Origin of the sequence: Catellatospora coxensis (assembly GCF_016862635.1) — a bacterium.
In the GTDB taxonomy this organism is placed as follows: Bacteria; Actinomycetota; Actinomycetes; order Mycobacteriales; family Micromonosporaceae; genus Catellatospora; species Catellatospora coxensis.
Genome location: NZ_BONI01000002.1, coordinates 88481 through 114951, shown reverse-complemented (window position 1 = coordinate 114951; position 26471 = coordinate 88481). Strand labels below are relative to the sequence as shown.

Sequence of the window (26471 nt, the reverse complement as noted above, 5' to 3'; positions counted from 1 at the left end):
GGCCCAGAGGCCCGAACGCCGTAGCCCTGACATCAGGAAAGCGGCCTGCAGCCTATGTTCAAGCTGCTCTTACAGATGGAGGTACTCGGCATGACCTCGACTGGCAAAGGCGGCGGCAGGAGCCAAACGAATCGAGGGCTCCTGCCGGTACTTATACCATACTTATACCTGGTCATCTGCGGCAGACGTTAGCAAGTGAATAAAGTTGCCCCTGCCCCGACCTTGAAGGTGAGGGCCGGGGCAACGTCATTCACTCATCAGCGCGGTATCGCATGCCCGGCTAGTACGGCCGTGCCCGCTTCACATCCACTTACTTATCTCCAATCAGTTTACCTGCCGACGATTCAGCCGGTGATCCGAAGAGGCGACGAAGGCGCGGCGTTACGGTCACATAGAAAAGTACTAGCAGTACAAGGATCTGAAAATTTTCGGATGAGTTCATAAGCCACATGCCAGCGATCACGAACGCGACAAGCGCAGCCAGAGTGACCACAAGCCGGGCGAGGAACGCTATCCACTCGGACGCTTTAGGTGCCCTACCAGATCCCCCCCTCGCCCGAAGGAACTGGACGGCGAGAAATACGGCGATGGCGACAATGGCCACGCCGATCCCACTGACGCCGGCGGCCAACAATAGGCACACGGTGATAACCACCAACAGCGCCTCGATTGCCCCGCTCCTCGGATGGTTCATCAGAACCACTCCATAATAGCTTTGATAGGCTCTAACACCGGGTTTGTAACTCCGTCCCCGAAAATATCGCGGTACATTTGCCCACCTGCGACAACCAGCACGCCAAAGATGGCGACGGCAGCAGCTCCTTCGACTCCGAAGAGGACGCATGCAATTGGATCATTGCAGATAACGCCGCCGATGGCTAATCCCAGGGTGAACCCTGCACCCAACTCCGCTATATCTGACCAAAACGTCGGCTCTTCCTTGGTTTCACCCCCCGATTCGCCGCAGGCGCCGTCATAGCAGTTGTAAGTCGAGCCAGACTGGCCTGGGCCGGTGCAAGTTCCAGGCCCGTGGCAGTTGTAGACCGGACCCGGCGGCGTCGGTGAGGGGCTGGGATTACCTACGAGCTTGATGGTGCCCGATTTTGACGCTGGTTTACTGATTTTCTGCTTCGTCTTCGTATGGTTCTTCGGATCCGGAGAGCGCTTGTCCTCAATGATCCGATATTCGCCGTCTCGGGAGATAGTTGAAGTGTAGAGACATTTGTCGTCGCCACATTCTATTAACCCGGTGGGGTCGCTGAATGTGGCTGGATTATTGTGGCTGTATACGTAGGCGTTCCACTGTTGTGGGTCGCTCAGGTCCATGATCGGGTCAACCGAAATGAACCTACCAAGGCTGGGGTCGTACTCACGAGCGCCGAGGTGGGTCAATCCCGACGCGTCCGCCGTTCCGCCGATGAAGCCCTTGGAGCCGACGAAGGCGCCTTGAACTCCGCGAGTCTCACCATAGGGCATGGTGCGATTCCGAGTCGCGGCAAGCGTGATGGGGTCGATCTGGACAAGTTGGGTGCCGTGGTGGTCTGAGCAGGTCCAGGTCAAACCAGCAGCGCTGCGGGACGCGACTGTCTGTCCATGGGCGCTGTAGTAACGGGTGCCGAGTGGTGAGCCGCCGGATGTCAGCAGTTCGAGTTCGGTTCCGCCGAGGTACAGGGTGGTCTTACCGGGCGCGCGGCCAATGAGCCGGTTGCCTGCGGCGTCGTAGAGGTACGACGTGGAGTCGGCGCCTTGCGTGAGGGTGGCGAGGTGTCCTTCGGGGTCCCAGGTCAGCGTCTGCGCATCTCCGGTCTCAGCCGTGCGGGTGAGGGTGTTACCCGCGGCGTCGTAGGTGAACGACCTCGTCGGTGTGCTGGCGAGCGGCCCGCTAGCAGTGACGCTCGTCAGGGTGTGCGGCTGTGCCCCGCCCGGGGTGGGGTGGGTGTAGTTCCAGGTTGTGTCACCGCCAACCGAGTCCTTCTCCGTCTGAGTGAGGCGGTTGCCTACCGTGTCGAAGGTCCATTCGCGCCAGTACGGGTCTGCGCCGGTGCGCTGAGGGGTGTTGCAGGCCCAGCTGGCTTCGGTCCATGCCTTGGTCATGCGCCGGAGGTAGTCGTACTGGAAGCACTCGACCTGGTCACGCACGCCAGCGGTCTTGCCCGCGATCGCGGCGACGTTGCCTGCTTGGTCGTAGCCGAACGAGGTGGTGTAGCGGTCGTCGTAGGTGTTAGGGCTGCCCGGTGTCTCCGTGTCGACCTGAAGGACGAGCAGTCTGCTGGTGGACGCCTCGAACGATCGGTCGATTCGTAGGCGCTTGCCATAGTCGCCGTGCCTGGTCTGCTTGACCGCGCCGTTCCACCGGTAGGTCGTCGCCGCCACGTAGGAGTCGTCGCCGATCATGGTGGAGGGAAGACCCTGGTCGGTGTAGGTGGTAGTGACTGTCTCCTCGGGCAGGCCTCCGATGCCAGGCATAGTCACGGTGTCGACCGCGCCGTTGGTCTTGTACGCGGTCGTGGTGGTGTAGGTGCCGGCCAGTGCGCCGTTGGCGGTCGAAGCGGGAATGGTCACGGTGTTCGACAGCGGCCGGTATCCGTCGTCGTATGCGCCGATCGAGCTGATGTAGGCCAGGCCGCCGTCGTGGCGGGTGGCACTTGTCAGCTGACCCTTGGCCACCGTGTCGTACACCCATGACGCGCGCAGCGTCCCGGTCGGGGTGTCCTGCCGGACCTCGGTCTTGCGGCCGAGGTTGTCGTAGGTGTAGTACAGCTTCTGGTTGCGGGCATCGGTGGTGCTGGTCAGCTGCCCGGCGTTGTCGTAGGTCTTGTACGTGGTGCCCGCGTCGGGGTCGACGGACTGGTTCTGCCAGCCGAGCAGGTTATAGCTGTAGCTCCAGTCATTGCCCGCCGGATCGGTGACGGCCACGAGCTCGCCGCGCAGGTTGTATCCGTAGCTGGTGCTGTCGTAGCCACCGGACAGGTCACCGTTGACGTGGAACTGCCGCTTCTCCACCACCTTTCCTCGCACGTCGGTGCGGTCCTGCACCGTCGTGCCGCCGGTCGGCGGGACGGTGGCAACGCGGTCGCCCTGGTAGACGTTGGTGGTTTTCCACTTGTACACGTTCAGCGACCACGTCTCGGCTGAGGTCTCCCGCTCGGCGCCGTCGTAGATGTAGCGGGTCTGCTCGTCGATTGCTGTGTCTGCGGCCGTGACCAGCGTCGAGGTCGGTGCCGAGGCGCTGTTGTAGTACACCGACGCCTTCGCCACGAGACCCCGGCCGTCGTAGATAGTGTCGGTGACGACCCGCTTGCCATCGTTCGGTGCGGTCGTCTGGGACTGCCGCTTGCGCAGCAGACCATCGTAGATTTCGAAAGCCGGGACCTGGTTGCCGTTCGGTCCCAGCACCAAGCTCTGCACGTGCGTTGTCGCGGTCTTGGTGACCGAGTACACGTACTCGGCGTCAGGCATGCCACTGGTCAGGTGGCCTGGGCGCCATACCTTCCGCAAGCGGCCGAGCGCATCGTAGCGTCCGGTCGTGACCTTGTCGTTCGGGTCGGTAACCGTGATCGGCAGGCCTCGCTGGGCGTCGATGACCGTATCGGCGTCGTGCCCGACCGGCGAGATCGCGTTGATCACCTTGGTGGCGGTGAGCAGGCCGTTGGTGTGCGTGTATTCGGTCGTAGTCTGCCGATCGAGGCCGTCCTTGACCCAGGTCGTGCGGCCATAGGAGTCGTAACCAGCCTTCGACGTGGTGATCAGATCGGGAGTGCTGCCGGTGAACGACTTCGCGACGTCCACCCTCGTCAGATTCCCCGTGGTAGGCGCTGTGGTATAGGTGGTCCCGTTGTCGTAGAAATTGCGGGTCTCCGACAACGCGTCGCTCGGATACGACGGTGTCGCCGCGCAGCCGACCTTGAACGCCTGCTCCCGGATCGGGAACGCGATCAGGTGCTTGGTGGTGTCGTAGGCGTAGGTCGTCTTCGTGCACACCGTGTCGTTGCCAACGGCAGCGTCACCCTGGTCCTCGACCGTTGCGACCTGTCCATAAGCGTCGTGGGAGTAGACGATGGGACGCTCCCGCCACGTGCCCGATGCAGAAAGCCATGTGCGCTCACGCTGGCGGGTGTTCAACGCCCGCCATGACTGCGTCGGAGCAGACCCGCCAAGATCGGTCACGTTCCACGTGCGCTCGCCGGTCTTCGTGCCCTCGTAGTCCCACAGCGTACGCGTCAGGGCCTGGCCACCTGCCCCGTCGAGAACGGTCTCCTCCAGCTTGCGCCCGGCCAGGTAGTCATCATCGGCGCGGGTCTCGCTGAGGCTGTTGGTCACATTCACCACGCGGGTGCCGTTACCGGCGTCGGTGCGGTCGGCGTGCATGCCCCGCCCGTACAGGGTCACCGTCTGCGACCGCGTGCCTGAGGTCGGGCCGGTCGTCGTCGTGACGGTGGAGTAGCCCCGCCACATACCCCAGGTGCGGTAGCCGATCGTCGCCGAGAACACCTCGGCCATGTCATGGTGCCACAGCACCGCCGACGACGAGCCTGTTGTCGTGTACGCGTAGTTGTGCTCCACGTCGGGTGAACCGCCGACAAGGTCCTTCTCGACGACCTTCTTGACGATGAACTTGTGCCACCACGACCAGCCCGGCGGGGCCTGCTGCGGGTAGTAGTACTGAGGGAAGCAGCGCTTGGTGTTGTTGTCCGGGTCCGGGAACGCGGAGCCGAACTGGCAACCGGTGTCCGTCGCCTCGTAGGTTACGAGGATCTGCCCGCCGGTCTCGGTGTCGATCCGGTCGATGCGGTACTTCATCGGCGCCGCCATGGTGCCGTTCGGGTCGTAGTCGGCCCGGTTCAGCTTCGCCGACCCAACGAACGTCACCGTTGGCAGCGCGATGTTGCCGCCCTCGACATGAGTACCGGAGCCCTGGCCCGTGCGGGTGATGCCGGTCAGCCACAGCACCGGGTCGGTGCCGTTACCCGTTGTGGGGAACGAGCCGCCCAGGTCGAACTTGTCCACCGTGGTGTAGGTGGTGCCCGTGCCGGTCCAGATCTGCGTCTCGATCTTCTGCAGCCGCTTGGTCGACCAGAAGTTCGCCAGCCCGCACGGGGCCGCCGTGCAGTCGAGGTCCCATGGCGTGTCGGGCCAGTTGGTGTTGTTGTGCGTAGCACAGGAGGCGGTGAAGCACCGGTCACCGGGTGTGAACAGCACCCGTGCCGGGGCCGTTGTCGTGGCCTCGCTGCCGGCCCGCAGGCCGTAGTCGATGCGGTTCAGGTACGCCGAGCGGTCGTAGGGGCCGGTAGCTGTCGTCGAGCCCGCGATCCGCTGCCTGTTGCCTTCCTTGGTGTAGTGGTACAGCAAAGAGTTGCCATGCCGGTCGACCACGTAGTCCAGCAGCCACCGGTACGCCACGGAGCACGTCGACGCCGCCACTGATGTCGTGGAGAAGCAGGGCTCGCCGGTGTCGTTGCCGATGATCTTCTCGCCCTGTACCGAGTTCGTCCGCGTCGTGGTGCCAGGCACGAACGACTGGCCGAAGAAGTACTGCGTGCCGTCGAGCGTGGTCACCTTCCACCGCTCGTTGTTCCAGTTCTGCGTGATGCTCGTGCCACTGTCCGAGATCAGCTCGACCTTGGTGGCGTCGTCGTCGGCCAGCCGCCACACCCCGTCCGCGCCGGGGATCAGCTCCGTCGAGCGGCCGTTCCACATGATCCGAGCATTCTGCACCCGCCAGCACTTGTCGGCTTCCCACGCCGTCTGCGTCGCCCAGTGGTGAGTGTGCCCATCGTCCTGCTTACACGCGCGGTGCGAGCGCTCGATGTAGCCGGGCGAGTACGACCATCCCTCACCCAGCCAGCCAGGCTGCACGTTCGTGCCGGCCGTCTGCCCGTCCACCATGCCAGAGCCATACTTCAGCGAAACCTCTGGGGTCAGATCACCCGGCGTAGGCGGAACACCGATCGGATAAGACCAGGTGAAGTCACCCGACTGCGCGCCTGCTGCCCACGAGTAGGAGGGTTTGAGGTCCGTCTGCGAGAAGTCGCCAGTGTCCGACGACGCCTCACCTGCGACCAACGCGATCACCATGTCACCACTGCCGGCCAAGGAGCCAGCACTGGTCGGCGCCACAGATTTGGTCGTCACGGCCACCTCGGCGGAAAGCACACCGGTGCGGGCGTTGTTCACCGAGCCAAGATCGACAGGTGCGGCGCAGTCTGGCGCTTGCAGTGCGCAGTCCGGTAGTGCTACGAGCTTGAGCCGCGAGTCCCAGTCCGCCCCGTACGCGTCGCGGAAAGCCGTGTAGTCGACATCGATCCGGACCCGGCCGGCGACGCCAGCACCGTCGGCACGGGACAGGCGCAAGGCTAGCGCGACCCCGGCACGATCGGCTGTAGCACGATCCAACACCTCGACCCGGACCTTACCGACCTGGTCGGATGGGTCATCGATATCAGCCAGCACACGTCGCGACAGCACATCACCCGTGTCGTCAACCGGGGTCACCTTGACCGGCAGGCCGCCCGGATTCGCAGAGCCAGCCAGACGCCGTGTCCCGTCGGCCGACAGCGGCATCGCCACCTCAGCCGAGCCGGCTGACGGCCAGAGCACCGGCCGTGAGCTGAAGGGCTCCATCTTGACCGTCGGCGCCGCCTTCGGCTTCACTGCCGACACTGGAACCGACCGATCGCCCGATGCACCCTCACCCGCCGCGACCGCGGCCGCAGGCTCCGGGATAAATGGAAGGGCTGCCGTGACAAGCACAGCAGCCAAGATCATAGGTAGCGTGGTACGCGAGAATGGACGTCTTCTCATCACTGCACGTGGCAGCAACGGTGTCGGTCTGGACACGACCTGGCCTCCCCTAAGGCTAGACAGAGATCAATTGGGGGAGAGGCTATGAACATGATCGTCGATAGTCAAGGTCACAAATTGGGCGGCACTCACCGTTACGCGCGCCAGGCCTGAATTCGCACAAGAGTTCGAGCGCAGCGCCGTGGCACAACCCTGCGTAATCGCATGCTGTCGCAATGCAGACAGTTACTTGACACCCGCACCGGCACGCGGCTGCGGCGGAGTAGTAGCTAAGTGCTGCTCGGCGTTAATTCGTCAGGGGTTGGGTGCAGGCGGTGGGGTCGTTGAGGTAAAGGCCGCAGGCGTGTCAACGGCGCTTGAAAACGGGATCTGGCCAGTTCCATTGATCGAAGGTTGCCCCTGGCGTGTGACGTTCTCGTCCGATGTGTACGGTGCTCCGGTGCGTTGAGCAGTGACTTGACGTTCTGCTGCCGTACCTTGGCTGGCGTTTCTGTCGACGGTGTCGACCAGGCTGGTTCGGAGGTGCGGATCCGGGCCAGGCCACTGGGCCGGACGGCACGGTGTCCGGTGTGCGGCCAGCTGTCGGCCCGGGTGCACGGCCGCTACCGACGGCGCCTGGCCGACCTCGCAGTCGGCGGGCGTCAGGTCGTGATCGTGCTGACGGTGCGCCTGTTCGTGTGCCAGCAGCCTGATTGCCGGGTACGCCGCTTCGCCGAACAGCTCGACGGCCTGTCCAGTAGGTACGCGAGGCGAAGCCCGCTACTGCGTGCCGCGCTGGAGAAGATCGGGCTGGCTCTGGCCGGGCGTGCCGGCGCCCGGCTGTGCGGGCATCTCGGCCTTGGCATCAGCCGCAGCAGCCTCCTGCGGCTCATACGTGCGTTGCCCGATCCTGCACCGGTGGCAGTGTGGGTGCTCGGCGTCGACGACTTCGCGCTGCGTCGGGGACACGTCTACGGCACCGTGCTCATCGACCTGGACACCCACCGGCCCGTCGACCTGCTGCCAGATCGGCAGGCGGCCACCCTGGCCGCGTGGCTGGAAGGCCGTTCGGAGATCGAGGTCGTCTGCCGCGACCGCGCCAGCGCCTATGCCGACGCGGTCCGCACAGGCGCACCGGCGGCCATCGAGGTGGCCGACCGCCGGCATCTGTGGCGTAACCTCGGCGAACACGTCGAGAAGACCGTCGCCCGCCACTACAGCTGCCTGTCGGGCGACCCGCTCGAGCTGCCCCCTCCGTCAGCACCCGAGTCAGAGTTGCTGCAGGCTGCAGGCGAGGCCGCCGCCGTGTGGGCCGAGACCGGCAGGCTCGCGCCACGGACCCGAAAGCGCTTCGAGCAGATCCAGCAGCTGCAGGCACAGGGCGTGGGCATAAAGGCCATCGCACGCCGGCTCGGACTCGCACGTGGCACCGTGCGCCGTTTCGTCCGCGCCGAGCAGGTCGAGGATCTCCTGGTCACCACCCGCGCTGGCCGACCCAGGATCCTGGACGATTTCAAGCCCTACCTGCACCAGCGATGGGGCGCTGGCTGCACCAATGCAGCCACGCTGTTCGCCGAGATCCGCGAGCTCGGCTACCGCGGAACCGCAACGACGCTGCGCAGCTACCTCAAGCCGCTACGAAACCTGCCGCACACACCCGCCCGGCCAGCACTGCCGAAGGTCCGGCAGCTCACCAGCTGGCTGCTGAGCCGACCCGAACGCCTCGAACCGGCCGAGGCCGAGCAGCTCCAACAACTGCTCGACCGCTGCCCGCACCTCGCGGCCACCGCCGCACACGTGACCGCCTTCGCCGAGATGATGACCGGCCTGCACGGCGAGCGCCTCAACAAATGGATCATCCAGGTCCAGTCTGACGACCTGCCCCACCTGCACTCGTTCGCGAACGGGCTGAAGCGCGACCACGCGGCGGTACTCAACGGCCTGACCCTGCCCTACAGCTCAGGCGCGGTGGAGGGCGGAGTGAACAGGATCAAGATGCTCAAGAGGCAGATGTACGGCCGGGCGAGCTTCGACTTGCTACGCAAGCGAGTCCTTCTCGCAACCTGACATCCTGACGAGGGCCAGCTTCGATCAATGAAACTGGGCCAGATCCAGATCCAGTCTTCACGGAGCGGCGACAGCGCACGACCGTCCAACTGGCGATACACCAAGAAGGATCTTGAAGCGCACCTCAAACGCCTCGCCACCCACGCGCCCCTACCCGCCGCTGCGTGACCCCCGACGAATTAACGGTAATGAGCACTTAGACGCCGAAATTGCGCGGGTGGTCACGCGGGCAGAACCTCTCGTGCCTTCGCGGCAAACTCTGCTGCGGCTCCCCGTGCGTGGGGGGCTAGAACCGTCCGCAATTGCCTCGCCGAATCCAGCGCTCGCTCGGATGACATCGCGCCGATCATGTCCAATACCTGGATGCCGAGATGCGCCGCTTTCTCAATGTCGCCGTTGGCGGCGTGGGCGCGTGCGGCGGTGGTGCCTACGAGTACGTTGCGGCGTTCGAGGGGTCGGTCGGCGGCCAGCGCCGGTTCGGCGAATCGGAGTACTTCCCGGGGCCGACCGAGCGCCTCTGCGGCATGAGCGAACTCGGCTTCGAGTTGGTCCATCGAGAAGTACTTGATCCATGCGGGTTCGTCGTCAGCGTTGGCCTTGGCCATTGCCTTCTCCGCGCGTGTCATGGCAGCCTGGCTGCTGGTGCGGTCGCCTTGCATGGCGAGCGCTCGCGCTTCCAGTGATGCACACCTCGCCACACCGAACCACGAGCTGGCACGCTGGGCGGCCTGCTGTCCTGCGCGTGCGAGGGACACGGCTTCGTCTAGTTCGCCGATGTAGTACGACTGGCGGGTCATGTCTCCGAAGATGTGTGCTCCGAGGGCGTCGTTGTCGGCGGAGCGTGCCATGCGCAGGGCTTGGATGTAGTAGCGCTGGGCGAGGCCCTGCTCGTGCGCGTCGTATGCGGAGTATCCGGCGATGTCGGTCAGCCGAGCGGACACGGCGAGTAGTTGACGGCCGACGTCTTCGGTGAAGTCACCGCGCAGCAGTGGGGTGACGACGTTGTTGAGGAAGTGCACGAGGCTGCCTCGTGCGTAGCCGCCGCCCATCCGCCGGTCGATCTCTTGGAAGGAGTGGCATGACAGCCAGAGCATGTCGACGTCGGTCTGTCCGACTTTGCGGCCGGTCCCGACGGAGCTGACGTCGGCGTCAGGCCAGCCGAGCAGCCAGTCGCGGGCGGGTCCGGCAAAGCCGCCGCCGACGAATGCGGTGTTGACGACGAAGTCTCGGCGATTCATGTCCGCCCCCCACATCCCGGTGACCACACGCAGCGTTGAGCTGACGTCTGTGCCCCAGGATAGGCCCCAGGTTCGGTCTTCGTTTAGTGCTGCTACAGCGGGGTCGACCGTGACACCCCCCTCTGTGGAGGGAGCCTGTTGCGTGTTTGACGTCTCGGCGGTATAAGCGAGCCCCATCAGACCACGCTCGATGCCGAGTCCGTCGGCGATGCGCACCAGAACATCGTAGGTGCGGACCAGGTGCCGCTCGGCGAGGATGTCGCCCACGCGAGGGGTGCCGAGGCCGGTGACTGCGGCGATGCGGGTGTTGGACCACCCGTGCTTCTTGAGTACGCGGAAGACGGCTGCGATGTCCTGCCTGTGCAGCCGCTCGGCCATGCCGGGGTCACGCCACCAGGCGGGATCGATATGCGCCCCCACGCCGTCACCCCCCTGCTAGGAACAGTCCACGCAGCGTAAACATAGAGCGTAGGCACTGTATACCGTCGCGGCCGACTGAATTTGGCGTCGCGCCAGTTGCGCCGCATATGCGCATTTCGTGACCCGGGGAATACACCTTGGGTACCCAAGATGCACCCCTTACACCTGGCGGTCTTGGTCAACGTGGGTTCCCGTGGCGACGGTTACCACGCGGCGTGAAGGTTCGGATAGTCGGGACATCGAAGTTCGACGACGGAAGGATATTCGATGTCCCCGCGGTTCATGGTCGTGCTGACTGAGGTGCGACCGCTTCTTCATCCCGGTCAGCGACGTGATGAGCGCGCTACTCCTGAGCGCGTGCTGGAGGCGCTGCCGGTGGCGGACATGACCGCCGCGCGGACCGTGTTCTCTTCGCTGTGCGGTCTCGCACCGGTGCAGGCTGGTCGGCAGCGGCCGAAGGTTATCGCGCTGTCGGGCCGTGACACCGACGTCGCCGACGACGCTGCGATGTCTTCAAGCGGCACGATGGCGGGTGTGCGATGAAGCGGGTTCTCGTCACCGGTGCATCGGGGTTCATCGGATCGCACCTGGTGTCAGCTCTGGTCAGCGATGGTGTCCAGGTGGTTGGACTCGACTACGCGCCGCCACGCTTTGAGGACACGGTCGGCGAGCTGATGGGCTCGCCGCTGTTCATGCCGGTGCATCTGGATCTCACCAGCGATTCGCTGGACGCGGTGGTGGCAGGGTGCGACACCGTGTTCCACCTGGCGGCCAAGCCGGGTGTGCGGGGCTCCTGGGGTGACGACTTCGGCAACTATGTGACGGCCAACGTGCTGGGCACGCACCGGCTGCTGGAGGCGTGCTGGCGTGCCCGCACCTCGCGCGTGGTGTACGCCTCCTCGTCGAGCGTCTACGGAGCGGTGCGGGCACCCAGCGGCGAGGACGACGACTGTCGGCCCATGTCGCCCTACGGGGTGACCAAGCTCGCCGGTGAGCAGTTGTGCCTGGCTTACGCGCGGCGGCACGACAACCCGCTGTCGGTGGTGGCGCTGCGCTACTTCACCGTCTACGGCCCGCGCCAGCGGCCCGACATGGCTTTCGGCAGGCTGCTGCTGGCCGCCTATACGGGTCTTCCGCTGACCCTGTACGGCGACGGCACCCAGCGCCGCGACTTCACCTACGTCTCCGACGTCGTCGCGGCGACCATGGCCGCCGCGAAGATCGACGCTCAAGAGGAGATCATCAACGTCGGTGGCGGGGCGAGCGTGTCGATGATCGAGGCGATCGACATCGCCTCGGAGGTCGCTGGGCGTCCGGTGCCGCTGACGGCGGTGGCGGCTCAGCCTGGTGACGTCCCGGCGACTCGTGCGGACCTGTCGCTGGCCCGCGAACTGCTGGGCTACCAGCCCGCGGTGGACATCCGCGAAGGGCTGGCTCGTCAGGCCGAGTGGCTGCGCGGCCTGCCCGCGGAGCTGGTGAGCACGTTCACCACCGAGCTGTCGGGCAGTGCGCGATGACGGCGATGTTCAGTGCCTCGTCGGCGGCGGGCCTGTTCACCGCTGCCAACAGCCACATCCTGCGCCACGGTCGCCTGGCCGGGCCTCGCGGCATGGTCACCCGGGAGATCCTTGGGGCGCAGCTGCGCCTGACCGACCCTCGACGCAGGCTGATCCACCTTCCTCCGGCGCGGATGCTCAACGCGGCATTCGCGGTCGCGGAGGCCATGTGGATCATCTCGGGGTCCGACGAGCCGTGGATCTTCGAGTTCAACCGGACGCTGGAGCGCTACGCCGACGGCGGCGTGCTGCGCGGGGCGTACGGCCCTCGGATGCGCCGCTGGCACGGCGTCGACCAGCTCGACCGCTCGCGCCTGCAGCTGCACAGTGACCCTGACTCGCGCCGCGCCGTCGTGCAGTTGTTCGACCCGGCTCGGGACCTGAGCGGCGGTTCGGACATCCCGTGCACGCTGGGATACCGGTTCTTCCTACGCGACGGCCGCTTGAACATGCACACGACGATGCGCAGCAACGACCTGTGGCTCGGCCTGCCCTACGACATCTTCACCGCGACACTCATCCAGGAGCTGATGGCCGGCTGGCTGGGCGTCGAACTCGGCGACTACGTGCACTCGGTCGACTCGCTGCACCTGTACGCCGAGCACTTCGAGCAGGCGACTCTCGTGCCCGCCGAGGCCGAGGCGCAGCCGATGGCGCCGATCTCGACCCCGTGGCCGCGCCTGGACGCGATCCTGGCGGCGACGATCAGTGGGGATGTGCAGGCGCTGCCCGCTGGCAGCCTGTGGGTGGACTTCGCCAACACGATGTCGTGCTACCGGGCCTTCCGAGCCGGTGACCGCGACGGCGGCCGGGCGACGGCCGCGCAGGTCGGCGGGCCGCTCGGTCAGAGCCTGCGTGCCTGGCTGGAGCATCTGACTCCGGTGGTGCCGGCATGAGGAGCGTGATTCTCGGGTTGTGCGCCAACACCCACGACTCGGCCGCAGCGCTGCTGGTCGACGGGGAGCTGATCGGGTTCTGCGAGGAGGAGCGCCTCGACGGGATCAAGCACTCGAAGGCGTTTCCGCAGCACTCGATCGACTGGCTGCTGAACCAGGCCGGGCTGACCGCTGCCAGCGTGACCACGGTCGCGTACAACTTCCGGCCGGAGCGGTACTGGGGTGCGCTGCGCCAGACGCCGGGGCAGTTGATGCGCACGGCCACCGTGGGCCGGGCGCTGCCGCGGGCGGCCAGCTTCGTCAAGGTCGCCCGGCGCACCCGCGCCCGCCTGGCGGAGCTGGCCGTGCGGTTCCCGAACGCGAAGCTGCACCCGGTCCTGCACCATCGGGCGCACGCCTGGACCGCGCTGCTGTCGTCGGGTTTCGACGAGGCCGGGGTGCTGATCGTGGACAGCCTCGGCGAGACGCAAACCACCACCTTGTGGCACGGGCTGCCAAGCGCGTCCCGGCCGCTGCGGCTCCTGCACGAGCTGCGTGATCCGGCATCGCTCGGCTACGCCTACGGCGCGATCACCGAGCACCTCGGCTGGCGGCGCGGCGATGAGGAAGGTACCGTCATGGCGCTGGCGGCCGGCGGTGACCCCGAGCGGTTCGCGCAGCTCATCCGCCGCGCCATCCCAGGCGACGATTCGGGCTTCACACTGAATCCGCGCCTGCTGCCGCTGCGGGTGCTGTCCAGCCGGTATCAGCGAGTCTCGCAACGGCTGGCCGCCCAGTCGTGCCCGCCGCGCGACTCGCACGCCCCGGTCGAGCAGGTGCACGCAGACCTCGCGGCGGCGTTGCAGGCACGCACCCAGCAGATCATGGTCAACCTCGCCGCGATAACCCGCCGGATGAGCAAGTCCCGGCTGCTGTGCGTCGGCGGCGGCGTGGCGATGAACTGCGTGTCCATCGGGAAGATCGCCCAGGCCGGGTTCTGCGACGAGGTCCACGTCCCGGCCGCGCCGGGAGACTCCGGCACCGCGATCGGCGCGGCTGCCGACGCGTGGCACGCCAGCAGCGGGAAGATCCCGACCGGTGTCGAAGGCCGCTGCTACCTCGGACCTTCCTTCCCGAACCTCAACCTGCCGACCCATCCCAGGCCCGGTCTGACCGCCGTGAAAGTCGACCGGGCTGCCGGGCTGCTGGCCCGGCACCTGGCCGACGGGAAGATCGTCGGCCTGTTCACCGGGGCGCTGGAGGCCGGACCCCGCGCCCTGGGTCACCGCTCGATCCTGGCCAGTCCGCTGGAGCCTGGCGTGGTCGACCGGCTCAACGCCACAGTGAAGTTCCGCGAGCCGTTCCGGCCGTTCGCGCCGATGGTGCTGGCGCACCGCGCGGCCGACTACTTCTGCCTCGATCAGCCCTCACCGTTCATGTCGATCGCGGTCCCGGCCACGGCGCACGCCCGCAAGCACCTGCCCTCGATCGTCCACGCCAACGGCACCGCCCGCGTGCAGACCGTCACCGCCGCATCCAACCCGTTCCTCGCCCAGGTGTTGCAGGCATTCGGCGACATCACCGGACACCCCGTCCTGATCAACACGAGCCTGAACATCAAAGGCAAGCCGATGTGCGGCACCCCGAGCATGGCGCTGGACTGCCTTGCCGAATCGGGCCTGGACGCCCTGCTCATCGAAGGTTGGTGGGTGACGAAATGAAGATCGGATACAGCTTCTGGGGCTTCCTCGGCCCCGGCGTCACCGATACCCCCGACGGCGGGCGCAGCCACCGCAGAACCCTCATCGACGCGCTGTTCGCCCGAGGCCACGACATCGTGTTCCTCCAGCCCGACCGCGACCTCGCCGAGGCCGGCACCGTTCTGCCGCCGCGCTACACGTGGGACGCGGGCCTGCCCGAGATCGACGCGCTCATGCTGGAGTGGCGCTGGCCGATCCCCGGCCGCAACGACACCTGGTGCGGTGCCCCCGGACACACCTGCGACCTGCACCGCCAGACCGACCTCGTCGCCCACTACACCCACCGCCTGCGCACCCCCACGATCCTGTGGGACAAGGACCGCTGGCTGCCCGCCCACGACCCGATGCGCACGCTGCCCCACGTGGCCGTCTGTGAGCCCGCGCTGCACCCGAGCCCTGGAGCGACGTCGCTGCTCTTTCCCGTCAGCGACCACGCGCTCGACACCGCCGACCCGTGGCGACTGGCCCGAACTGACCGGCACCTGGACCTTGCCTACGTCGGCAACCAGTACGACCGCGACGCCATGTTCGACCAGTTCTTCGCCCCCGCCGCCGCGACCCGGCCCCACGTCGTTGCAGGGAAGTGGACCGACACCACGGCCTGGCCGCAAGTGCGCTTCACCGGCCGGATCCCGTTTGAGGCGGTCGCGGCAATCCACGCCACGAGCCTGGCTACCGTGCTGCTGCTTCCCCGCCGCTACGCCGCGGTCGGGCACATGACGCAACGACTGTTTGAGTCCGTGCTGGCCGGATGCCTGCCGATCACCCCGAGGCTCATCCGCTCGGCGGCCAAGTTCGCCCCGGACCAGCTGCACGTACGCGACAGCGCCGACGTCGCGCGGATCTGCGACCGGCTGAGAGAGATCAAAGGCACTCGCGAACACGCCGAGCTGATCACCGACTGCCTCCGGTACCTGGACATGTTTCGGGTATCCAAGCAGCTGCTCACGCTGGAGCGCATCCTGCACGAGCGGGTGGTGTCGGCGACATGACCACCTTCGACCTGCCTCAGACAAACCCGTCGAATAACCTGGAGCGCTATGGAGCGGATCGCCATCATCGGCTGCGGCGGCAGCGGCAAATCGACCATCGCCAAGCAGCTCGGCCTGACGCTGGACCTGCCGGTCACCCACCTGGACGCGGTGTACTACGACGAGAACTGGAAGCCGCTGCCCCAGGAGGAGTTCGCCGCCCAGCAGGAGAAACTCGTCGCCGGCGAGCGCTGGCTGATCGAGGGCAACTACGCCTCCACCCTGCCGATCCGGCTCGCCGCCGCCGACACCGTGATCTTCCTGGACCTGCCCGCCGCCACCTGCCTGTGGGGGATCTTGCAGCGCCGCTGGCGCTACCGTGGCGGCCAGCACCACAAGGACGGCGTGTTCGACCGGATCACCTGGAACTTCGTGCGCTACATCATCGGCTACCGCAAACAGATGCGCCCGAAGGTCACCGCGCTGACCGCCCAGCACGCCCCGCACGCCCGGCTGCTGACATTCACCAGCCGCAGGCAGGCCAACGCGTTCCTCAGCGAGGTCACCACCTCAGCCTGACCGTCGGCGTACGGGAGGTCCGCTGATGGGCAACCCGTTCCTCGACCCCGCCACGCTGGGCACGCTCTACACCGACCCCGCGCGCCTGACGCAGCGCACCTCCGCCCTGCACCAGGCAAAGATCAAAGGCGCGGCGGTGGCCGAGACTGTCGTCGACCTGCTGCGCCACCGCGCCGGGCCGGACGGCATCGTGGCCGACATCGGCTGCGGGCGCGGCAGCACGACCCTGAGCATCGCCAGGCACCTGCCGCTGCGCAGGCTGGTCGCGTTCGACGCCTCCCCGGCCTTGCTGGATGCCGCGCGCAACCGGTTCGCCGCCGCGAGGCTGTCTGCGCAGTTCATCGTCGGTGACTTCCACCAACTGCCGTTCGCCGACGCGAGCCTGGACGCGATCGTCGCGGCGTTCTGCCTTTACCACTCGCCCGACCCCGGCACTGTCATCTCCGGCTTCGCCCGAGCGCTGCGCCCCGGCCAGGCCGCGATCATGGTCACCAAGTCCGCCGACAGCTACGCCGAACTCGACGACCTCGCCGCCACGTCCGGCCTCGATCCCGAGGCCGGCTCACGGCCAAGCCTCTACACGGCGTTCCACAGCGCGAACATGGCTGCCCTCACGCAACCGCATCTGGCCATCGCCCAGCAGCTCCATGAGCGGCACATCTTCCGATTCGAGAGCTACGAACATCTCGCCCGCTACCTGATCACCACACCCCGCTACCAACTGCCGACCGCCGACCCCGCAGAGATCGCACGCCACCTGCGCACATGGCGACCGGACCACCCCGTCACGGCAAGTTCCACGGTCTCCTACCTCGTCGGAGTCCGCCGATGACACTGTTCGTCAAACGCTACGCGGACCCAGCCCGACGCCAGCGAGCCCACGACAACCACCGCTGGCTGACATCGCTGTCCAGCGCGGTCGTCATCCCGGCGATAGTCGATGCCGCAGAAGACCGCCTCGTCTTCGAGGCCATCGACGGACGGCCAGCCACGGCAGCGGACCTGGCCCAGCTCGCGCAGGCCATCGGGCGCATCCACGCGTCGGCCACCTCGCACCTGGCCACTGCGCGCATCGACCAGCCGCACCAACTGGACGCGATGGTCATCCCGGACTTCATCACACCCCGGCTGGACAAGCTGCTGCGGGCCGCCACACGGCTCGGCCTGCCGCCAGACATGGCCGAGTACGCGCTGACCACGGCCGCACCCTCGCCCGCTGGCCTCTACAAGGACAGCAACCTCCGCAACTTCCTGATCACCGGCGGTGAAGTCGCCGTCGTCGACTTCGACGACCTGACCCTCGCCCCCCACTGCTACGACCTCGCCAAACTCATCGTCTCGATCGTGATGACCCACGGACGGCTACCAGCCGCCGCCGCGCAAGACGCGCTCGACGCCTACCACGACCCGATCGGGCCACCGCTGTGCACGTCCGACGGCCTGCGGGTCTGGGCCGAACTGAACTGGCTGCTCACCGCTGACCACCTCGGCCGCAACGGCTACCAACACCCCTGGCCCGAGCTGAGGCCGTGGCCGGACCCCCTCGATAGGAGAAGCTGATGCCTGACAGCACCGAACTGGTAATCGCCCGCCACGGCGAAGCCATGTGCAACGTCCACGGCACCGTCGGCGGCGACAAGGGTTGCACGGGGCTCACCGAGCGCGGCCACCACCAGGCGGCGCGACTCGCCACCCGGCTCGCCGCTGAGCACGACCAGCGCCCCTTCCACACCGTCTACAGCTCGCCCAGACTGCGTGTTCGCCAAACCGCTGACGCCGTCACCGGGCTCATGAAGATGCCGTACACCGTGGTCAACGACCTGCGCGGACCAGATCACGGCGACGCAGACGGACTGCCGTGGAGCCAGGTCAAGGAAGTGTTCGGCAGTGCGATGCAGCACCAGCCCGCCACACCGATCGCACCCGGCGGCGACTCGTGGAACAGCTACCTCTCCCGAGCCACCACCACGATCGAAAAGCTCATCCAGCGCCACACCGGCCAGCGCATCCTGATCATCGGACACGGCGAAACCATCGAGGCCGCCCACACACTGCTGCTCGGCCTGCCCACCGGCGCAAGCATCCGGGTCTGGTTCAGCACCGCCCACACCTCCGTCGCCCGCTGGCGCCTCCAGATCAACCGCCACGGCCGCGCAACCTGGCTGCTCGACGCCCACAACGACACCAGCCACCTCGCGGAGCAACCCTCATGACCCGCAACGCCGACCTCATCGACGCCGGCCGCCGGATGCTCGGGAGGTTCGAACTGCTCGGCTGGCACGACGGACACCTCGCGACCAAGACCATGCGAGTACGCACCCACGACCACGGTGAGGTCATCATCAAGATCCACCGCTCGATGACAGCCCACGAGCAGGAAGTCCACGCATACCGCACCTGGACCCCAGCCCTGGCCGACCGGACGCCCCGACTCCTGGCAACTTGCGAGACACCCCCGGCAATGGCTGTCACCGCCGTGACCGGAAGTCCCCTGACCGAACTGCGACTGACCGCCCAACAGGAACAGGACGCGTTCGCCCAGGCCGGGGCGCTGCTGCGCGACCTGCACACGGCCAGCGCCAGCAAGCACGACCCACGGTTCGGTACCTACCTCGCCGAGCGAGGGACGTACTGGCTCGCCAACACCACCGCCAGCCTCACTCCGCAGCAACGAGCACAGATGCAGACGAAGCTAACGCAACTGGCCAGCCTCGACATCCCCGCGCTGACACCCTGCCACCTGGATTTCATGCCACGCAACCTCATGCTCGGCCGCGACGGAATCCTGCGCCTGATCGACTTCGAGCACGCCCGCTACGACCTGGCCGCCCGTGACCTCGTCAGGATCACCACCCGCGTCCTGAAACAGCGACCCGACCTCCAGAACGCGCTGCACAGCACATACGGGCAGCTGACAGCACTCGACGAACACGTCATCGACCTCTGCTCGGTCATCGACATCGCGAGCCTTCACGCGCCTACCCGGAGGCTGCCGTGAGCGGCAAGCGCACGCCGAACCACCTGATGCGTCAGGCGCGGCTGCGACTGGCCTCACCGTCAGGCTCGGGGCGGGCCATGTCCCGGCAGGAGCTGGCCGACCTGGCAAACCTGCACCTGACCGAGCTTGGCATCCGCACCGCGATGAACGAGAACTACATCGGGAAGCTGGAGCGAGGGGAATTCAGGTGGCCGAGTGTCGGCTACCGCAAGGCGCTGCGGGCGGTGCTCGGCGCGGCCACCGACGCGGAGTTGGGGATGTTCATCATCCGCTCCCAGACCACCGAGCCCGCCACCGCCCCGCCTGCCTCGCCGAGCGCTGTTGAGCCCGCCGCCCGGCGCCCTATCACCGAGGCGGAGCCTGCAGGGCTGGCGGATCTGTGCGGCCATGAAGACTGGCGGGAGCCTTCGCACGCACCGCCGGTGACCCCCCAGGACATCGCCGCGTGCATGCGGGAGCTGGGTGACCGGCTTCGGGGATACCGCCGCGATGCGCGCCTGACTCAGCAGGAGTTGGCCCGCCGGCTGTTGTGCTCGCGAAGTGCCGTGGCGAACCTGGAGACCGGTCACCAGGTCGCCTCGCTGGACTTCTGGCGCGGCGCGGACCGGCTCCTACAGGCGGACGCTCTGCTGGTCAAGGCTGCGGTCCGGGTGATGGAACTGAAGAACGCGTTCGCGGTGCAGACCGCCCAGCAGCGCGCCGCCGCCAACGCCGCACGGGTGTGCGCCAGTCCCCACGCTTGCGCGTGTGCGGTGGTCGTGGCGACCTGGACCGGTCGGCATGCCCGCGCTCTTCGCCGGGCGCTGCGGCTTGAGGTCAAGGAGTTCGCCCGCAGGCTCAACGCCGCTGCCGACATCGTCGCGGCCTGGGAGCAAGCGGAGGGGGCCGTGCCGAGGCTGGCCGTGCAAACCGCCCTGGACATGACCCTGGCAACCGCGGCCCCGGATGCCCGCGCCCGGTTCCGGCTGCTGCTGGGTGAGCAGAGCTGACGTGAGCCCACGTGCAACGCCTGCAACGTGCTCCTCGCGGCGCGCACGTTCGCCGCGTGTCTAGATCTCGACCCCGTCCGGGCTGCCCGCGCCTGCGCGTGGGCCAGTCCGGCGCTTTCGCCCCGACCCCGACGGGCGCTTCATACTGCCGCTGCTGAGTATTTCTGTTGGATTGGGTTCGCGGTGCCTCGCTTGGCTAGGCACCGCGCTTGCACGGTCTACAACGAACGGGTTTGTCGTCCGCTGTGTGATCGTTCCGGTCTGTCAACTTGAGCCGGGATGACTGGCCGAAGATCGATTGCGCTCCGGGGGCATTTCCCAGGTCTGATCGATGTGCGCACCTCGACACTCACACGTTTTTGCGTAGGTGCGCGGTGACTTCGGCACCGACGATGGGCGACAGGGTGCCTGGTGCGACCTCGAAACCCAGCGCCCTGGCCAGGTCTGTTGCATGCAGATCAAAGGATCCTTCGATCAGATGGGCGAGGTTGTCCACGGCTGCCCGCGACTGCCGTTGGGCCACGGCGGCGAGTGCGACCCCGATGAGTGCCGCAGGCCATGACCAGATCGCCAGCGCTGCGTAGAGCGCGCCCCATCCCGCGAGCATGACCGCCGAGTCCAACTGGGCGCGTGCAGCCCTCACGGACTCCTGCTCGTCGCCGTCGAGGAGCAGCCACAACCGGGGCCAGGCAAATTCCAGGTCGAGCCGGTACCAAGACCACACGCGCGTACTGACCGAACGCAGCCGGTCGCCCATCCAGGTCGCCCGCTCCGGTGGGCCTAGCGAGATCGCGTTGCGTTTGGCGGCAAGGGAATCCAGACGAGCCTGGTAGTCGGGGGCGGACGCTGCGGCAGTGTCGTCGCGGACTGCATCGAACTCGTCGGCGGCGGCCTTCCACCGCCTGACCCGCCGGTTGACCAACAGCGCCGCCGGCCATGGCTCGAACGAAAGCCGCGAAACGAGCTTCGCCACCGCTGCGGCGGCGAGCCCAGCGGCCGCCGACAGCACCGGGACAACGATGACCACTACCGCCAGGGTCCCCGGCTGCTGCGACACCGAGGCGGCCATGCGCTCGACTGTTGTTGTCAGGCGGCCGAAATCCAGCGTATGGCCGAGCGCGGTGGCAGCGAACACAGCGGCCACGAACAGCAATCCGGGCAGCACCAGCAGGCTGACCCACCGCTCCGCGTACTTCTTGCCCAACTCGGCCAGGACGGTACTCATCGCCGTTTAGCCGAACCGCAGCGGCGTGCTGTGCAGGGCGCACACTGGTCGGTCGTCGCCTGGCCTGGACAGTTCCGCCCGGTGGCACGTCCCGGTGGGACACTGGAACGAGCCACGCGGCACGTGCCCGCTGCCGACGCCCGGCACGCCGACCATGCCATGTCCGGTTCCGGTCCGGGTCTGCCAGTCCATCAGCACCTGTAGCAGACCGAGTTCACGCAGCTGGCCGAGGACGGGCTTGCCGCGCCGCGCCGCCTTGACGACGCGCTCCAGCGCCGCACGGTCACCTGTGTCGTCAGCGACCGCGCGAAGCCGAGGCAGCTCGCGGCACAGCACGCTCAACAGCGTTGATGCCTCCATGAGAGCACACTCCGTGGTGTTCTAAGGTTTTCACTAGGCAGACCTGAAGGGGCGGCCATTGCCTAAGCAATCGAACCATGTGCAGCTTTACCTTGCTCTGCGGGAGCATTTGGAATATCACATGCGCACGGGGGACGACAATGCCGTACAAGATCCCCTGGCGGAGACACAGGCTGAGGCACTGCGGCAATTCGGGGTTTACCTACCGAAGGACGGTGAATGGCCGCCGCTCGTGGTGAATTGGGACGTCACCCACCTCCTTGCCACGTGGCACTATGCCCGGTCCGAGCTGGACCGCGCAGAGTTCCTGTTCTCCCTGGTCAGCCGGGTCGCCCCGGACGCTGTCCCGACGCCGCTGCGGGACCGGGTGCGGGCGCTTCCCGCGCTGGAGGTCGTTGACCTGCCCGGTGTGTTCGCCCAGTTCCGCGACGCCTTCGCTCGCTGGGAGGTCGGCGGCGACGTGGCCGCGCTCGACGTGATGATCAGGTTGTCGTCCTGGGCCGCCACCGGGGTCCCGGACGGCCACCCGGACAAGCCGATGCTCCTGTCCCACCTGTGCACAGGGCTACGCGGTCGGTTCGTTCTACATGGCGACCTGGCCGACCTGGACGGCGCGGTCGAGGCGGGTCGGCGCTCGGTGGAACTGCCGTCTGCCGACCACCCCGAGCGGGCGATCATTCTGCACAACTACAGCTACGCACTGCAGGATCGATTCGGCACGACACTATCGACCGAGGATCTCGACGCCGCCATCGACCTGGCCAGAGCCGCCGTGGCGAGCACGCCCGAGGACGCACCGTATCGCGCGGCATGCCTTTCCAACGCCGGCATGACGCTCGTGCGTCGGTTCGAACTGCGCGGCCACCGCGCCGACATCGCCGAGGCCATCGATCGGCTCCGGGACGCCCTACGCGCGGCGCCGGACGACAACCGGCCGCTACGGGCAACCCTCATGACCAACACCGCGCTCGCCCTGCACACACGGTTCCGATGGCTCGGCGATCCGGTCGACCTGGACGCCGCCGTGCGCGGGGCCACCGCCGCGGTCCGGGTGTGCCCGCCGGGCCACCCCGACGCAGCGCGCTTCCTCGTCCACCTCAGCCAGGTACTCATGACGCGGTTCGCGCACTCTGCGAACCCGGCCGACGCCGATGCCGCGGTGGACGCCGCCCGGCGCGCAGCGGTCCCAGACGGCCACCCGCTGCGGGCGAACCAGCTCGACAAGCTCGGCGACGCCCTGCGGCACCGCGGACGACACCGGCACAACCTCGCCGATCTCACCGAGGCCGTGCGCGTGCACGAGCAGGCCGTCTCCGTGGCGCCGCACGGATCTACCACGCACGCCAGTTGCCTGGCCAGCCTGTGCCGGAGCCGCGTGGACCTATTCGAGCACACCGGGCAGCTCGCCGTACTGGACGCCGCGGTCGATGCCGGCTGGCAGGCGCTGCGCGACGGCGCGGACGTGCCCGAGCGGTCCGACCTGATGATCCCCCTCGGTGCGGCATTGCGTACGCGAGCCGCACGCACTAGGTCCGCAAATGACCTCGACAAGGCCATCGCGCTCCTCGAGGAGGCAAGCAAGTCCATTCCCGACGTGCATCCGGTAATGTCAGTATGCCTATTCGAGTTGGGTGCCGCGCACACGAACCGGTTCTTGCACACCGACGAGCTAGCCGATCTCGACAGAGGCATTGCTGCGAGCGAGCGGTCCGTCGAGCTGTCCGGGCCGAACGACCCGCAACGTATGCTCGACGCGATTAGCCTCGCCAACGCGTACCGGTTGAGGTACTTCCGGGCAGGAGATCCCGCGGACCTCCGCACGGCCGTCGACTGGGGCCGGGAAGCGGTGCGGACGACCCCTGATGACGACGATAAGGGCCGGGCGGCCGCGGAGTCCAATCTCGGCAGCAGCCTTCGAGCGCGATTCGAGCGCATCGGGTCCCTTGCCGATCTCGATGAAGCCATCCGGCTCTTGGAATGCGCCGAGCGGCGTGTCCACGCTGATTGGCAGACCCTAGCGATCTTGCTGTCCGAACTGGGTGCTGCGCTGCGGTCCAGGTACAAGCGCCTGGACCGGCAAGCGGACGGGGATCGGGCGATCGCGGTGTGCCGACGGGCCGTGGAGGTAACTCCGGTCGGCCACCCGGACCGACCTGGCCACCTGTCCGGCCTGGCCGGTGCTCTCAACGACCGGTGTATCAGGACCGGAGCACCGGAGGACGCTGAGGCCGCGGTGGCGGTCGGCCGCGAGGCGGTACGGCTCACCTCCGACACGAGCATGAACCGGGCCGCCATCTTGTCCACCCTGGCCGCCGCCCTAAGCGAGCGGTACGAGCTGACTTTCGCCCTCTCCGACCTGGAGGAGGCCATCCAGACCTTCCACCGTGCGATCGACGCTATACCCGCTGGCCACGCGTTACGTCCGCCGCTGCAGTCCAACCTCTCCGGCGCAATGATGTCCCGGTTCCGGCGCACCGGAGACCCGGCCACGATGGACGAGATGGTCGAGCTTGCCCTCTCGGCGGTCGAGGCGACGCCCGCCGACCACGCCGACCGGCCGCGATACCTGTCCCGATATTGCACCGCCCTGCACTTGCGGCATGGCAGAACCCTAGACTCCGAGGACGCGCACGCGGCAGTGGCCGCCGTCGAGGAAGCAGTGCAGCTCACCTCGGAGGACCACCCGGACCGTCTGCTGTATTTGGGCAACCTAGCCGCAGCGTTGCACGACCGCTACTTCCATTCCCAGCAGCGCCGCGACATCGACGCCGTGATCGAGGCGGGCCGTGCGGCCCTGCGGACGGCCCCCGCCAGCCATCCCCTCAGCAGCCAGGTCCAACACCACCTGGGCTGGGCGCTGATCAACCGCACCGAGCGGACCGGGTCGCTGACCGATGCAGAGACCGCGATCGGCCTGTTCCGGGACGTAGCCTGCACCGCGACCGCGCCGACCAAGCTGCGAATCCAGGCCGCCCAGTCGTGGGGCTTGTGGGCCAGAGCGCTGAAGCGCTGGGCGGACGCGGTGGCCGGCTACCGGACCGCAATCGAGCTGCTGCCCCTGCTGGCCTGGCACGGCCTCGAACGTGCGGACCGGGTCAGCACCCTCAGCGCGTTCGCCGGGATCGCCAGCAGCGCCGCAGTCGCTGCACTCATGCTGAACGACCCGGGGCAAGCGCTACAGCTGCTCGAGCAGGGCCGGGGTGTGCTGCTCGAGCAGGCGCTGGACGCCCGGAGCGACCTGCGCGAGCTGGCCGCGGCCGACCCGGACCTCGCCGAGCGCATGCGAGCTATCCGCGCTGAGCTGGACACGGCCGTCACCCCGGAAATTGCCGAGGATGGCGCCAAGCGAGGGCTCACCGACCGGCGAAGGGAGCTAGCGCGCGAATGGGACACTCTGCTGACGCAGGCCCGAACGCTACCCGGACTGGCGGACTTCATGCGCCTGGCGCCGCTCGAGCGGTTATATGCCGCAGCCACCGACGGCCCAGTGGTGGTGGTCAACACCCACAGGCGGCGGTGTGACGCGTTGATCGTGACCGCCACGGGCCTTCGCACCGTGCGGCTGCGCAGGCTCAAGGTGGAGCAGGTACGCGAGTACGCGACCAAACTGCTCGACGCCCTGGCCGACGCGGGCAACTCAGCAGCCGACGCATGGCGGGCCCAGCAGATGCTCAACCAAGTACTCGGCTGGATGTGGGACACCATAGCTAAACCCGTCCTCGCCGCGTTGCCCGCCGATACAGCACGGCTGTGGTGGTGCCCGACCGGCCTGCTGACATTGCTGCCGCTGCACGCCGCCGGCCACCACAGCTCCGGTTCGCGGCGCACGCTGCTCGACCGGGTGATCTGCTCCTACACGCCGACCCTGCGTGCGCTCGCCGAGGCCAGGGCCCGACCGCCCAAAACCGCCAGGATGCTGGGCGTCGGCCAATCAGCAACCCCAGGCCTGTCCCCACTGCCGAACGCCCTGACCGAGGTGCACCGACTGGCCGCCCGGATGCCGGGGACCACCCTGCTTACCGACGACGGAGCCACCCGCGAGACCGTGCTCACCGCCCTGCCCGAGCACACCTACCTGCACTTCGCGGGCCACGGCGGGCAGAACCCGCTCGACGCTGCCAGCGGTGCCCTTTACTGCGCCGATCATGAAAGCGCTGGGCCGCTCACCGTGGCGGACATTGCCCGGCTACGACTCGACCAGGCGGAGCTGGCGTTCCTGTCCGCCTGCGAGACTGCACGGGGAGCGCTCACCTTGCCCGACGAAGCCATGCACATGGCAGGCGCGCTACAGCTCGCAGGCTTCACGCACGTCGTGGCCACCCAGTGGGTCGTCAACGACAGGCACGCGGCGGACATCGCGGACCACTTCTACGCCAGGCTCACCGACTATCCAGGCCCGCCCGTGGGTTCGCGCGCCGCGGCAGCGTTGCACGCCGCTGCGCGGCAGCTGCGTGACGACGAGCATGCGGATCCGCTGCTGTGGGCCTCGTACGTTCACGTCGGACCCTGAGAGGGTCCGACGTGAACGTACGAGGCGGTGAATGCGCACGGTGCGCGTCGCCTGTCCTGCCGCCGGGCTTTCTCGCCTTCCCAGTGCCGCAGGCGTTCATCGCGGTGCTGCTGATGCGCGCCGCCGAGCACGTCTAGGCCGAC

At 67.4% G+C, this 26471-nt stretch carries 18 protein-coding genes; 13 read left to right on the top strand and 5 right to left on the bottom strand.

What is annotated here, in order from left to right; all coding sequences use genetic code 11:
- Window positions 1-310: 310 nt before the first annotated feature.
- On the bottom strand, window positions 311-694 hold the full coding sequence (locus Cco03nite_RS01905; protein WP_203688148.1) for a hypothetical protein: 384 nt from the start codon (window positions 692-694) through the stop codon (window positions 311-313).
- Entirely contained in the window at window positions 694-6765 is a 6072-nt protein-coding gene (locus Cco03nite_RS01900) for an RHS repeat-associated core domain-containing protein (protein WP_203688147.1), read from the bottom strand. Before Cco03nite_RS01900 ends, Cco03nite_RS01905 begins: the two co-directional genes overlap by 1 nt.
- 558 nt (window positions 6766-7323) lie before the next feature.
- Here Cco03nite_RS01900 and Cco03nite_RS01895 point away from each other — a divergent pair.
- Window positions 7324-8847, top strand: a complete 1524-nt coding sequence (locus Cco03nite_RS01895; RefSeq protein ID WP_275412000.1) for an ISL3 family transposase — start codon at window positions 7324-7326, stop codon at window positions 8845-8847.
- Window positions 8848-9068: 221 nt separating this feature from the next.
- Here Cco03nite_RS01895 and Cco03nite_RS01890 read toward each other — a convergent pair whose 3' ends face one another.
- Window positions 9069-10505 carry an NsdA family TPR-like regulatory protein gene (locus Cco03nite_RS01890; RefSeq protein ID WP_203688145.1) on the bottom strand — a complete coding sequence of 479 codons (1437 nt, stop codon included), beginning with the start codon at window positions 10503-10505 and terminating at the stop codon, window positions 9069-9071.
- Between the two features lie 267 nt (window positions 10506-10772).
- Between Cco03nite_RS01890 and Cco03nite_RS01885 the strand changes: the two genes are divergently transcribed.
- The 11 genes from Cco03nite_RS01885 to Cco03nite_RS01835 are packed head-to-tail and all read left to right on the top strand — an operon-like array spanning window position 10773 to window position 20233.
- Window positions 10773-11048: a hypothetical protein gene (locus Cco03nite_RS01885; RefSeq protein WP_203688144.1), complete on the top strand. Its 276-nt coding sequence runs from the start codon at window positions 10773-10775 to the stop codon at window positions 11046-11048.
- Entirely contained in the window at window positions 11045-12022 is a 978-nt protein-coding gene (locus Cco03nite_RS01880) for an NAD-dependent epimerase/dehydratase family protein (RefSeq protein ID WP_203688143.1), read from the top strand. Before Cco03nite_RS01885 ends, Cco03nite_RS01880 begins: the two co-directional genes overlap by 4 nt.
- The gene (locus Cco03nite_RS01875) at window positions 12019-12957 is read left to right on the top strand and encodes a thymidylate synthase (protein ID WP_239167040.1); all 939 of its coding nucleotides are present in this window, start codon (window positions 12019-12021) and stop codon (window positions 12955-12957) included. The genes Cco03nite_RS01880 and Cco03nite_RS01875 overlap by 4 nt, the downstream gene beginning before the upstream one ends.
- Window positions 12954-14657, top strand: coding sequence for a carbamoyltransferase family protein (locus Cco03nite_RS01870; RefSeq protein ID WP_203688142.1), 1704 nt, complete (start codon window positions 12954-12956; stop codon window positions 14655-14657). Before Cco03nite_RS01875 ends, Cco03nite_RS01870 begins: the two co-directional genes overlap by 4 nt.
- A complete protein-coding gene (locus tag Cco03nite_RS01865) occupies window positions 14654-15688 on the top strand; it encodes a CgeB family protein (RefSeq protein ID WP_203688141.1) in 1035 nt (344 codons plus the stop codon). The genes Cco03nite_RS01870 and Cco03nite_RS01865 overlap by 4 nt, the downstream gene beginning before the upstream one ends.
- 48 nt (window positions 15689-15736) lie before the next feature.
- Window positions 15737-16246 (top strand): P-loop NTPase family protein, encoded by a 510-nt coding sequence (locus Cco03nite_RS01860; RefSeq protein WP_203688140.1) that lies wholly within the window; start codon window positions 15737-15739, stop codon window positions 16244-16246.
- A 25-nt stretch (window positions 16247-16271) separates the two neighbouring features.
- Complete coding sequence (locus tag Cco03nite_RS01855; protein ID WP_203688139.1) at window positions 16272-17078, top strand: class I SAM-dependent methyltransferase; 807 nt, start codon at window positions 16272-16274, stop codon at window positions 17076-17078.
- Window positions 17075-17806, top strand: coding sequence for a phosphotransferase (locus Cco03nite_RS01850; protein ID WP_203688138.1), 732 nt, complete (start codon window positions 17075-17077; stop codon window positions 17804-17806). The genes Cco03nite_RS01855 and Cco03nite_RS01850 overlap by 4 nt, the downstream gene beginning before the upstream one ends.
- Entirely contained in the window at window positions 17806-18459 is a 654-nt protein-coding gene (locus tag Cco03nite_RS01845) for a histidine phosphatase family protein (RefSeq protein ID WP_203688137.1), read from the top strand. The genes Cco03nite_RS01850 and Cco03nite_RS01845 overlap by 1 nt, the downstream gene beginning before the upstream one ends.
- Window positions 18456-19244, top strand: a complete 789-nt coding sequence (locus tag Cco03nite_RS01840) for an aminoglycoside phosphotransferase family protein (RefSeq protein ID WP_203688136.1) — start codon at window positions 18456-18458, stop codon at window positions 19242-19244. The genes Cco03nite_RS01845 and Cco03nite_RS01840 overlap by 4 nt, the downstream gene beginning before the upstream one ends.
- Window positions 19241-20233 (top strand): helix-turn-helix domain-containing protein, encoded by a 993-nt coding sequence (locus Cco03nite_RS01835; RefSeq protein ID WP_203688135.1) that lies wholly within the window; start codon window positions 19241-19243, stop codon window positions 20231-20233. Before Cco03nite_RS01840 ends, Cco03nite_RS01835 begins: the two co-directional genes overlap by 4 nt.
- A 349-nt stretch (window positions 20234-20582) precedes the next feature.
- Here Cco03nite_RS01835 and Cco03nite_RS01830 read toward each other — a convergent pair whose 3' ends face one another.
- Window positions 20583-21458: a hypothetical protein gene (locus Cco03nite_RS01830; protein ID WP_203688134.1), complete on the bottom strand. Its 876-nt coding sequence runs from the start codon at window positions 21456-21458 to the stop codon at window positions 20583-20585.
- Window positions 21459-21464: 6 nt separating this feature from the next.
- On the bottom strand, window positions 21465-21818 hold the full coding sequence (locus Cco03nite_RS01825; protein ID WP_203688133.1) for a hypothetical protein: 354 nt from the start codon (window positions 21816-21818) through the stop codon (window positions 21465-21467).
- Between the two features lie 79 nt (window positions 21819-21897).
- On the opposite strand from Cco03nite_RS01825, the gene Cco03nite_RS01820 reads away from it, so the two are divergent.
- Window positions 21898-26328, top strand: coding sequence for a CHAT domain-containing protein (locus Cco03nite_RS01820; RefSeq protein ID WP_203688132.1), 4431 nt, complete (start codon window positions 21898-21900; stop codon window positions 26326-26328).
- Window positions 26329-26471: the final 143 nt, after the last annotated feature.

What these genes read in the sequence shown, in the direction of transcription:
- Cco03nite_RS01880 (WP_203688143.1), top strand. Translation starts at nt 11,045, where the DNA reads ATGAAGCGGGTTCTCGTCACCGGTGCATCGGGGTTCATCGGATCGCAC.
- Cco03nite_RS01865 (WP_203688141.1), top strand. Translation starts at nt 14,654, where the DNA reads ATGAAGATCGGATACAGCTTCTGGGGCTTCCTCGGCCCCGGCGTCACC.
- Cco03nite_RS01870 (WP_203688142.1), top strand. Translation starts at nt 12,954, where the DNA reads ATGAGGAGCGTGATTCTCGGGTTGTGCGCCAACACCCACGACTCGGCC.
- Cco03nite_RS01825 (WP_203688133.1), bottom strand. Translation starts at nt 21,818, where the DNA reads ATGGAGGCATCAACGCTGTTGAGCGTGCTGTGCCGCGAGCTGCCTCGG.
- Cco03nite_RS01855 (WP_203688139.1), top strand. Translation starts at nt 16,272, where the DNA reads ATGGGCAACCCGTTCCTCGACCCCGCCACGCTGGGCACGCTCTACACC.
- Cco03nite_RS01875 (WP_239167040.1), top strand. Translation starts at nt 12,019, where the DNA reads ATGACGGCGATGTTCAGTGCCTCGTCGGCGGCGGGCCTGTTCACCGCT.
- Cco03nite_RS01900 (WP_203688147.1), bottom strand. Translation starts at nt 6,765, where the DNA reads ATGATCTTGGCTGCTGTGCTTGTCACGGCAGCCCTTCCATTTATCCCG.
- Cco03nite_RS01845 (WP_203688137.1), top strand. Translation starts at nt 17,806, where the DNA reads ATGCCTGACAGCACCGAACTGGTAATCGCCCGCCACGGCGAAGCCATG.
- Cco03nite_RS01860 (WP_203688140.1), top strand. Translation starts at nt 15,737, where the DNA reads ATGGAGCGGATCGCCATCATCGGCTGCGGCGGCAGCGGCAAATCGACC.
- Cco03nite_RS01830 (WP_203688134.1), bottom strand. Translation starts at nt 21,458, where the DNA reads ATGAGTACCGTCCTGGCCGAGTTGGGCAAGAAGTACGCGGAGCGGTGG.
- Cco03nite_RS01840 (WP_203688136.1), top strand. Translation starts at nt 18,456, where the DNA reads ATGACCCGCAACGCCGACCTCATCGACGCCGGCCGCCGGATGCTCGGG.
- Cco03nite_RS01850 (WP_203688138.1), top strand. Translation starts at nt 17,075, where the DNA reads ATGACACTGTTCGTCAAACGCTACGCGGACCCAGCCCGACGCCAGCGA.
- Cco03nite_RS01885 (WP_203688144.1), top strand. Translation starts at nt 10,773, where the DNA reads ATGTCCCCGCGGTTCATGGTCGTGCTGACTGAGGTGCGACCGCTTCTT.
- Cco03nite_RS01905 (WP_203688148.1), bottom strand. Translation starts at nt 694, where the DNA reads ATGAACCATCCGAGGAGCGGGGCAATCGAGGCGCTGTTGGTGGTTATC.